Origin of the sequence: Nocardia sp. NBC_00511, from assembly GCF_045161165.1 — a bacterium.
In the GTDB taxonomy this organism is placed as follows: Bacteria; Actinomycetota; Actinomycetes; order Mycobacteriales; family Mycobacteriaceae; genus Nocardia.
Window position 1 is genome coordinate 7,194,069 of the sequence record NZ_CP107849.1, and the last position, 14,822, is coordinate 7,208,890.

Annotated in this window: 7 protein-coding genes; 5 read left to right on the forward strand and 2 right to left on the reverse strand. The window is 68.4% G+C overall.

What is annotated here, in order from left to right; all coding sequences use genetic code 11:
• Window positions 1-108: 108 nt before the first annotated feature.
• The 5 genes from OG300_RS33435 to OG300_RS33455 all read left to right on the forward strand — a co-directional run bounded on the left by OG300_RS33435 (window position 109) and on the right by OG300_RS33455 (window position 11,725).
• The gene (locus OG300_RS33435) at window positions 109-2,673 is read left to right on the forward strand and encodes a DNA polymerase III subunit gamma and tau (RefSeq protein ID WP_405487945.1); all 2,565 of its coding nucleotides are present in this window, start codon (window positions 109-111) and stop codon (window positions 2,671-2,673) included.
• A gap of 255 nt (window positions 2,674-2,928) precedes the next feature.
• Window positions 2,929-4,140 (forward strand): acetyl-CoA C-acetyltransferase, encoded by a 1,212-nt coding sequence (locus OG300_RS33440; RefSeq protein WP_405487947.1) that lies wholly within the window; start codon window positions 2,929-2,931, stop codon window positions 4,138-4,140.
• 34 nt (window positions 4,141-4,174) lie between these two features.
• Window positions 4,175-6,328 carry a 3-hydroxyacyl-CoA dehydrogenase NAD-binding domain-containing protein gene (locus OG300_RS33445; protein ID WP_405487949.1) on the forward strand — a complete coding sequence of 718 codons (2,154 nt, stop codon included), beginning with the start codon at window positions 4,175-4,177 and terminating at the stop codon, window positions 6,326-6,328.
• 190 nt (window positions 6,329-6,518) lie between these two features.
• Window positions 6,519-10,118, forward strand: a complete 3,600-nt coding sequence (locus OG300_RS33450; protein ID WP_405487951.1) for a protein kinase domain-containing protein — start codon at window positions 6,519-6,521, stop codon at window positions 10,116-10,118.
• 191 nt (window positions 10,119-10,309) lie between these two features.
• A complete protein-coding gene (locus OG300_RS33455) occupies window positions 10,310-11,725 on the forward strand; it encodes an alpha/beta hydrolase-fold protein (protein ID WP_405498775.1) in 1,416 nt (471 codons plus the stop codon).
• A gap of 122 nt (window positions 11,726-11,847) precedes the next feature.
• Here the strand turns inward: OG300_RS33455 and OG300_RS33460 are convergent, their stop codons facing one another.
• Together OG300_RS33460 and OG300_RS33465 are read right to left on the reverse strand one after the other, a co-directional pair.
• Complete coding sequence (locus OG300_RS33460) at window positions 11,848-13,164, reverse strand: class I SAM-dependent methyltransferase (protein ID WP_405487953.1); 1,317 nt, start codon at window positions 13,162-13,164, stop codon at window positions 11,848-11,850.
• Window positions 13,161-14,609, reverse strand: a complete 1,449-nt coding sequence (locus OG300_RS33465) for an FAD-binding oxidoreductase (protein WP_405498776.1) — start codon at window positions 14,607-14,609, stop codon at window positions 13,161-13,163. Before OG300_RS33465 ends, OG300_RS33460 begins: the two co-directional genes overlap by 4 nt.
• Window positions 14,610-14,822: the final 213 nt, after the last annotated feature.

The following is a 14,822-nucleotide window of genomic DNA, read 5'->3' on the forward strand; positions in this document are numbered from 1 at the left end:
CAAGTGATCTGCGTCACATCAATCGATTTCCGGGCTCCGAGAGAACGACCCGAGGCGCGACGCGCAGGGCGATAGGGTCATGTCGGATGGTCCCGGTAACCTCTGGGCGTGGCTCTGTACCGGAAGTACCGACCGGCAACATTCGCTGAAGTGGTGGGTCAGGAGCACGTCACCGATCCCCTGAGCATCGCCCTCGACACCGGGCGGATCAGTCATGCCTACCTGTTCTCGGGGCCGCGCGGCTGTGGCAAGACCTCCTCGGCGCGCATTCTGGCGCGCTCCCTCAACTGCGTCGAGGGACCGACCTCCACGCCCTGCGGCGTCTGCTCGTCGTGTGTGGCGCTGGGCCCGGGCGGTTCCGGCAACCTCGACGTCATCGAACTCGACGCCGCGAGCCACGGTGGTGTCGACGACACCCGCGAACTGCGCGACCGCGCCTTCTACGCGCCCGCCGAATCCCGCTACCGCGTCTTCATCGTCGACGAGGCGCACATGGTGACCACCGCGGGCTTCAACGCCCTGCTGAAGATCGTGGAGGAGCCACCGGCCCACCTCATCTTCGTGTTCGCCACCACCGAGCCGGAAAAGGTGCTGCCCACCATCCGCTCGCGCACCCACCACTACCCGTTCCGGCTGCTGCCGCCCGCCACCATGCGCGGCCTGCTCGGCAAGATCTGCGACCAGGAGCACGTCCAGGTCGAAGAATCGGTGTACCCCTTGGTGATTCGCGCGGGCGGCGGCTCCCCGCGTGACAGTCTCAGCGTGCTCGACCAGTTGCTCGCGGGCGCCGGTCCCGAGGGTGTCACCTACCCGCGGGCGGTCTCACTGCTCGGGGTCACCGACGTCGCCCTCATCGACGACGCCGTCGAAGCGCTCATCGCCTCCGACGGGGCACAGCTCTTCGGGACCATCGACCGGGTGGTGGAGGCCGGGCACGATCCCCGCCGCTTCGCCACCGACCTGCTCGAGCGCCTGCGCGACCTGATCCTGTTGCGCGCCGTCCCCGACGCCACCGAACGCAACCTGGTCACCGGCCCCGGCGACGTCATCGACCGCATGCAGGACCAGGCCGCCCGCCTCGGCGCGGCCACCCTCGCCCGGCACGCCGAACTGCTGCACGAGGGCCTCGGCGACATGCGCGGCGCCACCGCCCCCCGGCTGCTGCTCGAGGTCGTCGCCGCCCGCATGCTGCTGCCCGCGGTCTCCGACGCCGAAACCGCCACCCTGCAGCGCCTGGAAACCCTCGAACGCCGAATGGCAGGCGGCGCAATGCCTTCCGCGCCCGCTCCGGCCGCCCGCCCTGCTCAGCAGTCCGGTGCCGCCGCCCCGGCGGAGGTCGCACCCGCTCCCGCCGCGGCACCTCCGGCGGGTGGCAACCGGCGTCGTGGCGCCGAAGCCATGGCCGCCCTGCGCGGCGAGAAGACGCCCGCACCGGCCGAACCTGCCATGCCCGCAACCCAACCCGTGCCGGAGGCGGTCGCGCCGAGCGTCGCGGCGGTCCGGCCGCCCGAGCTGAGCCCGGTGGGCATCCCGCTGCCCGCGGTCGAAGCGCCTGCTGTGCAACCGATTCCGGCTGCGGTCGAACCCGTGGTGCTCGAACCTGTTGCGCCGGAGCCCGTTGCGGTCGAGCCGGTCGTGGCCGAACCGGAACAGGTGCTGGCCGAGCCCGAGCCCGAGCCCGAGCCCGAGCTCGCGGTCGAGCCCGAGCTCGCGGTCGAACCTGAGCTCGCAGTCGAACCTGAGCTTGCGGTCGAACCCGAGCTTGCGGTCGTCGAGCCCGCACCAGAGCCTGTCGTAGCGCCTGAGCCCGTCGTCGTCGCGCCCGAACCGGTTGTCGTCGAACCGGAGTCGGTTGCCGTCGCGCCGGATCCGGTCGTCGAAGCGCCGTCGGAGCCGGTCGCCGAGGTGGCCGCTGTCGCGGCCGGTGGTGACGATGTGCTGCGGGAGATCGAGGCGGCCTGGGCCGATATCCGGGCCAAGGTCCGTGAGTTCGGGGCGGCCGTGCAGGCGCTGTTGTCCGGGGCGAGTGTGGCTCGCCTCGAGGGCGAGACCATCGTTTTCGCGCATCAACACGCGCCGCTGGCCGAGCGGCTGTCGCAGCCGCAGAACCTGCAGGCCGTGCGGTCTGCCGTGCGGGCCGTGCTGGGCCGTGATCACGATGTGAAGTTCGAGGTCGGGGCCGTCGCGGTGGCGACCGCTCCGGCGCAGGCGGAGGCCGGGCGGGGTCCGGCGACCGGTGCGCCCGCGGGTCCGAAGAAGGCCGCGCCCAAGTTCTCCCGGCCGAGCCAGACCAAGACCGCGGTCGCCGCTCCGGCCGCGCCCGCGCCGACCGGGTGGGGCGGCTCGTCCGAACCCGCGGTGGCCGCCGCGGCCCCGAGCGTCGCGCCCGCGGGTCCCGGGGTCGGCGAGCCGCTCGACGGCGGCGCCCGGCAAACCCCGCCGGAGGACGATATTCCGCTGCCCGACGGGCCGGACCTTCCCGACGATCCGGGCCCCGAGGACTACTCGCCAGTAGGTTATGACGGCGTCCCACCTGCTACTACGCCGGAAGAAGAGCGGGAGATGCTCGAGCAGTCGGCCGTGCCGGTGCCTCCGGAGGAGCGCCGCGACCCGGATGATGTGGCCTTGGCTCTGTTGCGGGCCGAATTGGGGGCCACGCCGATCGAGGGTTGACAGTTCCCCTGCGGGGCAACTTAAGTTAACCGGAGTTCGCATGTTTCGGTACTATGATCGGGTGGCCGTGAGTATCGGTTCGGCGAAGTTCTAAGGTATGTCCGGGCGTACGGGCTGCCCGAACATCGACGAGCCAGCTCAGGACGCATTTTGTACAGCGTCAGGCGACCGGTCGTGCAACCGGTCGTCGAGCTCTGGCTACGGCACGGCCCCGCACAACGCGGTGACGGCGCACCCAAGAGAGGAAACTCCGATATGACCACAGAGGCCTACATTTACGAGGCCATCCGCACTCCGCGCGGCAAGAACCGTAAGGGGTCGCTGCACTCGGTCAAGCCGATCGATCTGACCACGGGTCTGGTCGAGGAGCTGCGGAACCGGTTCCCGAACCTGGACGAGGATCGCATCTCGGACATCATCCTGGGTGTCGTCTCGCCGGTCGGTGATCAGGGCGCCGATATCGCCCGCACCACCGTGCTGGCCGCGAACCTGCCCGACACCGTCGGTGGCGTGCAGATCAACCGCTTCTGCGCCTCCGGCCTCGAGGCCGTCAACCTGGCTGCGCAGAAGGTCCGCTCCGGCTTCGACGACCTGGTGCTCGCCGGTGGCGTCGAGTCCATGTCCCGCGTGCCGATGGGCTCCGACGGCGGCGCCATGTTCATGGACCCGTGGACCAGCTACAACGCTTACATTGTGCCGCAGGGCATTTCGGCCGACCTGATCGCCACCATCGAGGGCTTCACCCGCGACGATGTCGACGCCTACGCGGTGCGCTCGCAGGACCTGGCCGCCAAGTCCTGGGACAACGGCTACTTCTCCCGCTCGGTCGTCCCGGTCAAGGACATCAACGGCCTGACCGTCCTGGACAACGACGAGCACCTGCGTCGCGGCACCACCGCCGCCGACCTGGGCAAGCTGAACCCGGCCTTCGCCGGCATCGGCGACATGGGCGGCTTCGACGCCGTGGCCCAGCAGCGCTACACCTACGTCGAGAAGATCGACCACGTGCACACCGGTGGTAACTCCTCCGGCATCGTCGACGGCGCCGCCCTGGTGCTGGTCGGCTCCGAAGAGGCCGGCGCCGCTTCGGGTCTGACCCCGCGGGCCCGCGTCGTCGCCACCGCCACCTCCGGTGCGGACGCCACCATCATGCTCACCGGCCCGACCCCGGCCGCGCACAAGGCGCTGGCCAAGGCCGGTCTGACCGTCGACGACATCGACCTGTTCGAGATCAACGAGGCGTTCGCCTCCGTCGTGCTGAAGTTCCAGAAGGATCTGCAGATCCCGGACGAGAAGCTCAACGTCAACGGCGGCGCCATCGCCCTGGGCCACCCGCTGGGCGCCACCGGCGCCATGATCACCGGCACCATGATCGACGAGCTGCACCGTCGCAACGCGCGCTACGCGCTGGTCACCCTGTGCATCGGCGGCGGCATGGGTGTCGCCACCATCATCGAGCGCGTCTGACGCCCACCGACACTTTTCAGGAGAACGAAACACTATGACTGAGAACATGATCGGCTGGGACAAGGACGCCGACGGCATCGTCGTGCTGACCATGGACGACCCCAACCAGGGCGCCAACACCATGAACCAGCTCTACAAGGACTCCATGCGGGCCACTGTGGACCGCCTGGTCGCCGAGAAGGACGACATCACCGGTGTCGTCATCACCTCCGCGAAGAAGACCTTCTTCGCCGGTGGCGACCTCAAGAACATGATGCAGACCACCCCGGGTGACGCGGCGGCCATCATGGAGGAGCTCACCTTCATCAAGAGTGACCTGCGTCGCCTGGAAACCCTTGGCAAGCCGGTGGTTTCGGCCATCAACGGCGCTGCCCTGGGCGGCGGCCTGGAGATCACCCTGGCCACCCACCACCGCATCGCGGCCGACATCAAGGCCGTGCAGCTGGGCCTGCCCGAGGTCTCCCTGGGCCTGCTCCCCGCCGGTGGCGGCGTCACCCGCATCACCCGTCTGCTGGGCATCGCCAACGGCCTGATGGGCGTGCTGCTGCAGGGCACCAAGTTCACCGCGGCGAAGGCGAAGGCCTCCGGCCTGATCCACGAGACCGTCGCCTCCGTCGAGGAGCTGGTCCCGGCCGCCAAGGCGTGGATCAAGGCCAACCCCGAGGGCGGCGTGCAGCCGTGGGACGTCAAGGGCTACAAGATCCCCGGCGGCACCCCGACCACCCCGTCGCTGGCCGCGAACCTCCCGGCCTTCCCGGCCAACCTGCGCAAGCAGCTCAAGGGCCAGAACATGCCCGCCCCCAAGGCGATCATGTCCGCGGCCGTCGAGGGCGCGCAGGTCGATTTCGACAACGCGTCGCTGATCGAGTCCCGCTACTTCGTGTCCCTGCTGACCGGTCCGGTCGCCAAGAACATGATCCAGGCGTTCTTCTTCGACCTGCAGCACATCAACAACGGTGGTTCGCGTCCCAAGGACGTGCCCAAGCGTGAGATCAAGAAGATCGGCGTGCTGGGCGCGGGCATGATGGGCGCGGGCATCGCGTACGTCTCCGCCAAGGCCGGCTACGAGGTCGTGCTCAAGGACGTCACCATCGAGGCGGCGAACAAGGGCAAGAACTACTCGGAGAAGATCGAGGAGAAGGCGCTCTCGCGTGGCAAGACCACGCCGGAGAAGTCCGCCGCGCTGCTCGCCAAGATCCACCCGACCGCCGACCCGGCCGACTTCGCGGGCGTCGACTTCGTCATCGAGGCCGTGTTCGAGAACCCGGAGCTCAAGGCGAAGGTCTTCGGCGAGATCGAGGACATCGTGGACGCCGACGCGCTGCTCGGCTCCAACACCTCGACCCTGCCGATCACCCTGCTGGCCAACGGTGTGAAGCGGACCGAGGACTTCATCGGCATCCACTTCTTCTCCCCGGTCGACAAGATGCCGCTGGTCGAGATCATCAAGGGCGAGAAGACCTCCGACGAGGCGCTGGCCCGGGTGTACGACTACACCCTCGCGATCCGCAAGACCCCGATCGTGGTCAACGACTCGCGCGGTTTCTACACCTCGCGCGTGATCGGCAAGTTCATCAACGAGGCCATCATGATGCTCGGTGAGGGCGTCGACCCGCAGACCATCGAGCAGGCCGGTCTGCAGGCGGGCTACCCGGCCGCGCCGCTGAAGCTCTCGGACGAGCTGAACTTCACCACCATGCAGAAGATCTACAAGGAGACCGCCGAGGCCATCACGGCCGCCGGTGGCGAGATCGACGCGGCCTCGGGCGCGACGGCCTCGATCCTGGACAAGCTGGTCAACGAGTTCGACCGCAAGGGCAAGTCGGGCGGCGCGGGCTTCTACGACTACGCCGACGGCAAGGCCACCGGCCTGTGGGCCGAGCTGCGCTCCACCTTCAAGACCTCCACCGAGCTGCCCGAGGGCGTCTCGCTGCAGGACCTGAAGGACCGCATGCTGTTCGCCGAGGCCATCGAGACCCAGAAGTGCTTCGACGAGGGCGTGCTGACGTCCACCGCCGACGCCAACATCGGCTCGATCTTCGGCATCGGCTACCCGGCCTGGACCGGTGGCACCCACCAGTTCATCGTCGGCTACCCGGGTGGCCAGGCGGCGTTCGTGGCGCGTGCCGACGAGCTGGCCGCCAAGTTCGGCAGCCGCTTCGAGGTCCCTGCCTCGCTGCGCAAGTAGTACCGCCTGAGCGCGTGGCCGAAAGCCGCGCGTAGGTTCTGAAACCCCCGGCCCGGGTCGCGAATAAGCGACCCGGGCCGCGGCGTTTACACAGAGGTGAAACAGACCGAATGGGACACCGCGGCTGCCGCGAAAGGTCCACACTGGTGTTCGGTCCGCGCTACGTTGGATTATGCGAGGTGGTGCAGAAATGAATCCACAGGCGCGCCCCGGGGGCTCGCGCGGTGAGCCGACCCCGCCCGAAAACTCCACGCAGGCATTCGTTCCCATGGCGATCACCGACGAACTCGAGGCCATGGGGCTCTACGAGGCCGACGAGATCGGGCGGGGTGGTTTCGGTGTGGTGTATCGCTGTGCTCAGCGCGCCCTGGACCGGGTGGTCGCGGTCAAGGTGCTCTCCAGCGAGATAGACGAGGAGAGTCGCGAGCGGTTCCTGCGCGAGGAACACGCCATGGGCCGACTGTCCGGGCATCCCAATATCGTCGACATTCTGCAGGTGGACGTGACACCGAGCGGGCGGCCGTTCATCGTGATGCCCTATGCCACGCGCGGTTCGCTCGAACAGGTGGTGCGCGACAGCGGCCCGCTGTCGTGGGCGGATTCGCTGCGGGTCGGGGTGAAGCTGGCCGGGGCGATCGAGACCGCGCACCGCGCCGAAGTGCTGCACCGGGACGTGAAACCGGCCAATGTGCTGCTGAGCCGCTACGGCGAGCCGCAGCTCACCGACTTCGGAATCGCCCGCATCCCAGGCGGTTTCCGCACTTCCACCAGCCTGATCACCGGTTCGCCCGCGTTCACCGCGCCCGAGGTGCTCAAGGGCGACGAGCCGACCGTGCGCTCAGATATCTATGGTCTGGGTTCCACGCTGTTCGCGCTGCTGACCGGGCATGCCGCCTATGAGCGGCAGGCGGGGGAGAAGGTGATCGCACAGTTCCTGCGGATCACCAGCCAGCCGGTGCCGGATCTGCGGGAGCTGGAGATTCCGGCGGACGTGGCGGCGGCCATCGAGGCCGCGATGTCGCCGGAGCCGCGCGATCGGCCCGCCACCGCAGTCGAATTCGGTGATGTGCTGCGCGCGGTGCAGGGCGAGCACGGGCAGATGCCCGACGAGATGGCGCTGCTGGAGGATCCCGAGCCGGGCGGTGATGGCGTCGATCCCGTTGTCACCCAGACCTATTCGAGATTGCGTTCGCACACGGTGGTGAGCGCGCCGCGAGGTCGTTCGCTGACGCTGCGCCCGGCGGTGACCTCCTCGGGCCCCGCGCTCACGGGCACCGGCAATACGCTGCCGCCCACGGCCACAACGAAATTCCGTCCGCCCACCCCGGCGCGGGAGCCGGTGGCGCGGCCGCGGCTGCTGGAGCCGCTGCGCGCGGGTGGTCGGCGGCGGCTGGCGATCGTCCACGGTCCCGCCGGATTCGGCAAGAGCACCCTCGCCGCGCAGTGGTGCGCCGAGCTGACCGATCGCGGAATTCCGGTGGCGTGGATCGGCATCGACCGTGACGACGACAACGAGGTGTGGCTGCTGGCCCACATCATCGCCGCCATTCGCCGGGTGCGCCCGCAGATCGGCGCGGGGCTCGAGCAGCTGCTCGAGGAGCGGCCCGCGGAGGCGGTGCCGTACGCGGTGTCGGCGCTCATCGACGAGGTGCAGGCCGACGGCGGCCCGGTGGTGGTTGTGGTGGACGACTGGCATCGCATCACGGACGCGGGCGCGCAGCGGGTGATGGCGTCGCTGCTCGACAACTGTTCGCACCATTTGCGTTTCGTCATCACCAGCCGGGAGCGGGCGGGGCTGCCGCTGAGCCGGTTGCAGGTGGCCGACGAGCTGGTGGAGATCGATTGCGCGCAGTTGCGGCTGACCGGTGTGGAGACCCGGGAGATCCTGGTCGAGCGAATGGGCCTGGCGCTCACCGAACGTCAGGTGGAGCAGATCCACACCGCCACCGACGGCTGGCCCGCCGCGATCCAGCTGGCCGGGCTGTCGCTGCGCGGCACCACGCACGACGTGGACCGGCTCATCGCCGGGCTCTCCGGTGACAACAAGGAGATCCGCGAGTATCTGGCCGAGAACGTGCTAGACACCCTGGACCCGCGGTTGCTCGAATTCCTCACCGCCATAGCGGTTCCGGAGCGGGTGACGGCCGCGCTGGCCGAGGCGCTGACCGGGGCGGCGGACGCGGCCGATCTGCTGGATCTGGCCGAGCGCCGGGAACTGTTCGTGCACCGTATCGCCGAGGACCCGCAGTGGTACCGGATGCAGCCGATGGTGGCCGAGCATCTGCGGGCCCGGCTGGAGCGCGCGCATCCGGGTGCGGTGAAGGCGTTGCACCGCAAGGCTTCCCGCTGGTTCGCCGAGCAGGGGCTGATCCGGCAGTCGGTGGATCACGCGCTGGCCGCCACCGATTTCAAGTACGCCCTGGATCTGGTGGAGAAGGGCGGCATGGATCTGATCGACAGCTCCCGGCTCGCCACCCTGTTCGGGACGGTGTCGAAACTGCCTGTGCAGCAGGTGACTTCGCGGTCGAAGCTGTTGATGACGCTGGCCCGGGCGAATGTGAACCTGCAGCAGTCGGGTGCGGCGCGCAGCGCGCTGGGCCGATTGTCGAACATGTTGGCGCGCAGTCCGGCGACCGATGCGGAGGCGGTGAACCAGCGCTGTCAGGCGGCGGTGCTGGGTGCGGCCGATCAGGTGGCGCGCGATCGCACCGAGGGCCTGCTGGATCGGCTCACCGAATGCCTGAAGCTGGCCGACGAACTGCCCGCCTGGACGGTGTCGACGGCCGCGAATCTGGCGTCGTTCGTGCGGCTGTGCGACTTCGATTTCGAGGGCGCGCGGTCGATGCAGGACTGGGCCGCGCCGTATCACGCGCGTTCGGCCGATCCGCTCGGTGCGGTGTTCGGCCTGTGCGCGCAGGGTGCCGCCGCCTACGAGCAGCTCGAAATCGACGCTGCCACCGGCTTTTTCGAGCAGGCGTGGCAGACCGCCCGGGACCGTTCGGGTTCTCGTTCGCATTCGGTGCGGGTGGCCGCGGCGCTGCTGGGTGAGGTGAGCTATCGCCGCGGTGATCTCGACAGCGCCGAGCGGCTGCTCGATCAGAGTCACGAGCTGACCGCGCGGGTGGGTCCGGTGGATTTCCTGATCACCATCTTCGTGTGCGGTGCGCGGGTGAAGGCGGTGCGGGGTGATCTGGCCACGGCCACGGCCCGCCTGGACGAGGGTGCGCGAATGGCGGCCGACCGCAAGCTGGTCCGTCTCGCCGCGCATGTGCGGGCCGAGCGGTTCCGGCTGGGCCTGCCCGCGGACGCGCTGACCGCGGGGCTGGTCACCGATCCGATGATGCGCCCGCTGCACCATGCCGGTGGCGCGGCCGCGCTGGCGGTGGAGGCCGAGGAGATCGCCGGCATTCGCGCGCTGCTGGCGCGGCACTATCGCGGGGAGAACCACATCTCCGACGAGCTGGCCCCACTGGGCATCGACGATACGGCGGTGAAGCGGGCGCGGGCGCTGCACAGTCGCATTCGCGAACAGCGGCGGCCGCGGGCCGAGCTGGATGCCGCGCTGCTGCTGGCCGAATGCCTGTCGGCGGCGGGCTGGCTGGGCGAGTCCATCGCGGTGCTGGCCCCGGCGGTGCAGCGTTGCGCGGAGCTGGGCTGGTCGCGTCCGCTGCTGGACGCGGGGCCGGGGGTGATGAACATTCTGCGAACCATGCGCCACGAGATGCCGTTCGGGGCCGAGGGTTCGGCGGGGGAGGAACTGCCCCGCCGATTCCTGGATTCCATCGTTTGACCTGACCACGGGGCTGCCGCGTGATCTTCGCGGTTCGGATTCCGGGCGCGCGGCGTCGGCAACGCTGTATACAGCCCGGAGGCCGCATACAGCCGATTCACAGGGTTTCTCGAGGAATGGTGTCGACAATCGCCGACGTGCCTGTGACGCCGATGCTGCAATCCCCACCCGTGGTGCCTCCGGCACCGCAGATGCCCGCGCAGACCCAGACCGGGTATCCGGGCTTCCACCATGGCATTTCGCTGCTGCACGGCTGGCTACCGCAGGTGATCACCTTCGCGGCGGTCTTTCTGCTGATCGTGGCGTTCGCGCGGTTCACTCGCCGCTGGTGGCTGCTGTGGGTGCCGGTGTGCGTGGTGTTCGCGCTCGGTGTGGTGTGGGCGTCGTGGGCGTTCACCAATGACGAGGGGCTGGCCTCGGATCCGGCTCCGGTGCTGCTGTGGGTGGCGATCGGGCTGGCGGGCGCGGTGCTGGGCGCCGCGGTGTTCGGCATCCGGACCGGCAGCTGGTGGCAGCGGGTCGCCGCGGTGCTGGCGGTGCCGATCGCGCTGCTGAATGTCGGTGTGGTGCTCAATCAGTGGGTCGGCTACTACCCGACCGCGAACGCGGCCTGGGACGCGCTGGCGGCCGAACCGCTGCCGCATCAGACCGATCTGGACGATCTGGCGTCGCTGCGGAACACGAATGTGGACGCGGGCCGGATCGTGCCGGTGGACATTCCCGAGTCGGGCAGCCACTTCAATCACCGCACCGAGTACGTGTATCTGCCGCCCGCCTGGTTCCAGGGCGACAAGCCGCCGACGCTGCCGGTGGTCATGATGATCGGCGGCGAGTTCAACACCCCCGCGGACTGGGTGCGCAGCGGCCAGATCATGCCCAGCGTGGACAATTTCGCGAAGTCGAACAACGGCCGGACGCCGATCCTGGTGTTCGTCGATTCCGGCGGCGCGTTCAACAACGACACCGAGTGCGTGAACGGCCCGCGCGGTGACGCCGCCGATCACCTCACCAAGGATGTGCCGAGCTACGTCGAGTCGACCTTCGGCGCGTCCGCGGATCCGGCCAAGTGGGGGATCGTCGGCTGGTCGATGGGTGGCACCTGCGCGGTGGATCTGGCGACCATGCATCCGGAGCTGTTCGGCACCTTCGTGGACATCGCGGGCGATCTGGGTCCGACCGCGGGCACCAAGGAGCAGACGGTCAAGCGGCTCTTCGGTGGCAGCGAACAGGATTGGGCCGCCTTCGATCCGACCACCGTCATGCAGAAGCACGGCAACTACCCGGACACGGTCGGCCTGTTCGACGATCTGACGCCGCCGCAGTGGCAGAAGAAGATGGCCAATGATCCGAAGATGAAGGCCCGGATGCCGCAGCAGCCGGCCAACGAGAACACCGCGGGCATGGGCGGCCGCGACGGCGTCTACGACACCGGTGAGGTGGGCGCCGCCGAGGCGCTGTGCGCGGAGGGGCAGAAGGTCAATATCAACTGCACGGTGCACACCACCGAGGGCGGTCACACCTGGCAGTTCGCGGCGGCGGCGTTCACCTCGTCGTTCCCGTGGATGACCGAACGCCTGGGCCTGCCGTTGCAGACCCCGCTCTCCTGAGTCTCTGAACGGCGAAAAAGGGCAGCGGCGCAGAAACTTCGCGCCGCTGCCCTTTCTCGTTGCCCGGGTTCCCTTCTTGTGGAAGGGGTTTCAGGGGAAGCCCCTGAGAGTTACGAGAGTTGCTATGCCCGCCACCACGGGCGCAGCGGCACGGTCCAGGCCTGGTCCTCGCCGAGCTTGACGCCCAGCACCTGGTGCAGCTGCACCACATTGCGTTCGAAGCCGAGCTGACAGCCCGCCATGTAGAGCCCCCACACCTTGGCGGTGCCCTCGCCGACCTCTTCGACCGCGGCGTCCCAGTTCTTCACCAGGTTGTCGCACCATTCGGCGAGGGTGAGCGCGTAGTGCTGGCGCAGGTTCTCCTCGTGCAGCACCTCGAGTCGCACGTTCTGGATCTCGGTGATGATGCGGCCGGATCCGGCGAGTTCGCCGTCGGGGAAGACGTAGCGGTCGATGAAGTCGCCCGCCTTGGTGATGCGGGTGTTGTCCGGCCGGGTGATGGAGTGGTTGAGGAACAGGCCGCCGACGCGCAGCTTGGACTTTATGAACTCGAAGTAGGCCGGGTAATTCGCGACGCCGATGTGCTCGGTGAGGCCGATGGAGGACACCGCGTCGAATTCGCCCTCGGCGATGTCGCGGTAGTCGGAGTGGCGTACCTCGGCGAGTTCGGACAGGCCCTGTTCGGCGATCTTGGCCTGCGCCCATTCGGCCTGTTCCGCGGATAGTGTCGCGCCGATGACCTTGACCCCGCGGTGCGCGGCGTAGCGGACCATGCCGCCCCAGCCGCAGCCGATGTCGAGCAGCCGGTCGCCGGCCTTCAGGTTCAGCTTCTCGAAGACCAGACGGTACTTGTTCTCCTGCGCCTGCTCGAGCGTCCAGCTCGGGTCCTCGTAGGCGGCGCAGGTGTAGGTCATGGACTCACCCAGCACGTACTCGTAGAACGTGTTGGAGACGTCGTAGTGGTGGTGGATGGCCTCGGCGTCGCGAGTCTTGGAGTGCCGCAGGCCTTCCAGCGCGATGCGCCGCCAGCGCGGCAGGGTCTCCTGCGGCGGCGGGGCGATCGGCTTGAGCAGATCCCAGCCCAGCGAGCGCGCGATGACGACCAGCTGCAGCGCGGTGGGGCGGCGGAACTTCAAGCCCCCCATGGCTTTCAGCAGTTCGTAGGGGTCGCCGGGGTGGATGCCGGTGGCCAGCAGATCACCGGAGATGTAGGCGCGGGCCATGCCGAGATCGCCCGGCGCGGTGGCGATGTAGTTGACGCCGCGCGGGGTGGTGATCTCGAGTCCGAACTCCGAGTCCTGCGGCCCGGCGGTGCTGCCGTCGTAGGCGGTCAGCCGGATGGGCACGGGGCCCTCGATCAGGGTCTCGAAGATCTCGGCAATGCTGAGTTTGGTGCCGAGTTCGTTGAATACATCGGAACGGTCCTTGAACGTGGTCACTTGCGTTGCACCGCCTTCGAATACAGATCCAGTAAGCGAGAGTCCGGGTCGTAGTGCTGCTTGAGCGTGGAGTAGGTGTCGCCGCCGTAGTAGAGGTCGGCGAACTCATCCTGGTCGTAGTAGGCATCGGAATACAGCGATTTGTGACCGTCCAGTTTGGACACTTCGCGCTCGATGGCCCGATTCGCCAGGCCCTCGGGCTGTCCCGCGACGGTCGGCACCGCCGACCAGAATCCGATGTTCACGTAGGTGCGGCCGGGTTCGAGCGGGTAGAGCGGCCACGGGTGCTCGCCCGCGCTGTCCGCCTCGCGGACCGTGTCGCGCAATCGCAACGGGCACAACCAGATCGGCTCGATCGGGATCTCGCGCAGGAACCACTCCACGAAGTCGGCGGTGCGCTCGATGGGCACCTCGATGTCCTGGACCACGCGTTCGCGCGGCGGATTCCCCTGCCGCGCTTCGATCCGGTCGCCGATCCCGTACTTCTGGTCCAGCGCGATGAGCTTCCAGTAGAAGCTGCTGCGCCGGTACTGCTTCGGCCACAACCGCCGAATCCTGGGATTCTGCGCGCCGAAAGCCCGTGAGCACCAGAACCAGTCGGTGTCCCAGCGCCACAGGTAGTCGTGGATGGTGAGCCGGTCGCGCTTGGGCTCGGTCGAGTCGTGCTGGATGGAGCGGTAGAACACGTCCATCCCGGTGTAGTCGCTGACCGGTCCGGGCTCGTCGGTCTGCCGCCCCAGCACCAGGTAGCTCTCGTCGGCGGTGAACACCACGCCGTCGAGGTAGTCCACGCGTTCGCCGGCGTGCGAGCGGTCCGCGATGATCTGTGTCATCGTCGCCTCCAGCTCGCGCAGATCGTGGAACCGTATGTGCCGCAACGCCACATAGGGCTGCACCGGTTCGAGTTCTATCTTCAGTCTGGTCGAGTACCCCAGGGTGCCGTAGGAATTCGGGAATCCGTGGAAGAGATCCGCGTGCTCGTTGTCGGGTGTGGCGGTGACGATCTCGCCCGCCCCGGTGAGCACGTCGATCTCCAGCACCGATTCGTGCGGCAGGCCGTTGCGGAACGAGGTGGACTCGATGCCCAGGCCGGTCACCGCCCCGCCCAGGGTGATGGTCTTGAGCTGCGGCACCACCAGCGGTGCGAGGCCGTAGCGCAGCGTGGTGGCGACCAGGTCCTCATAGGTGGTCATGCCCGCCACGTCCGCGGTGCGCGCCACCGGGTCCACCGCGATGACCTGCGTCAAGCCCGAGACGTCGAGTCCCGGCGCGCTGGTCTTGGCGCGCGCCCGGAACAGATTGGACGTCTTCTTGGCCAGGCGTACGCTCGCATCCCGCGGTATGGCGCGGTAGGAGGCCAGGAGTCGGTCGACTCCGGCTCGATGCGCGGTGAAACCTGATTCCTGTGCGGCCGGTGCGCGGCCGGCCTTCCCCAACAGACTCACTGCCACCTTCGGAAACCTAGCGTGCACCGACCGGTACGGCCAGCAGGAGAGCACCGGCGGGGCGGGTTTTCACGCACAGTTTCCATGCGTGTCGGCGGGCCACCTGCCGTCCTGTGAGCGTATTCCCGACGTCGCAGTGATGATTGTTACTTGAGCTAACAATTGGGTTGCGATGGGCCGCCTCGGCCTTCTCCCCGGATCCGGGGCCGGGCC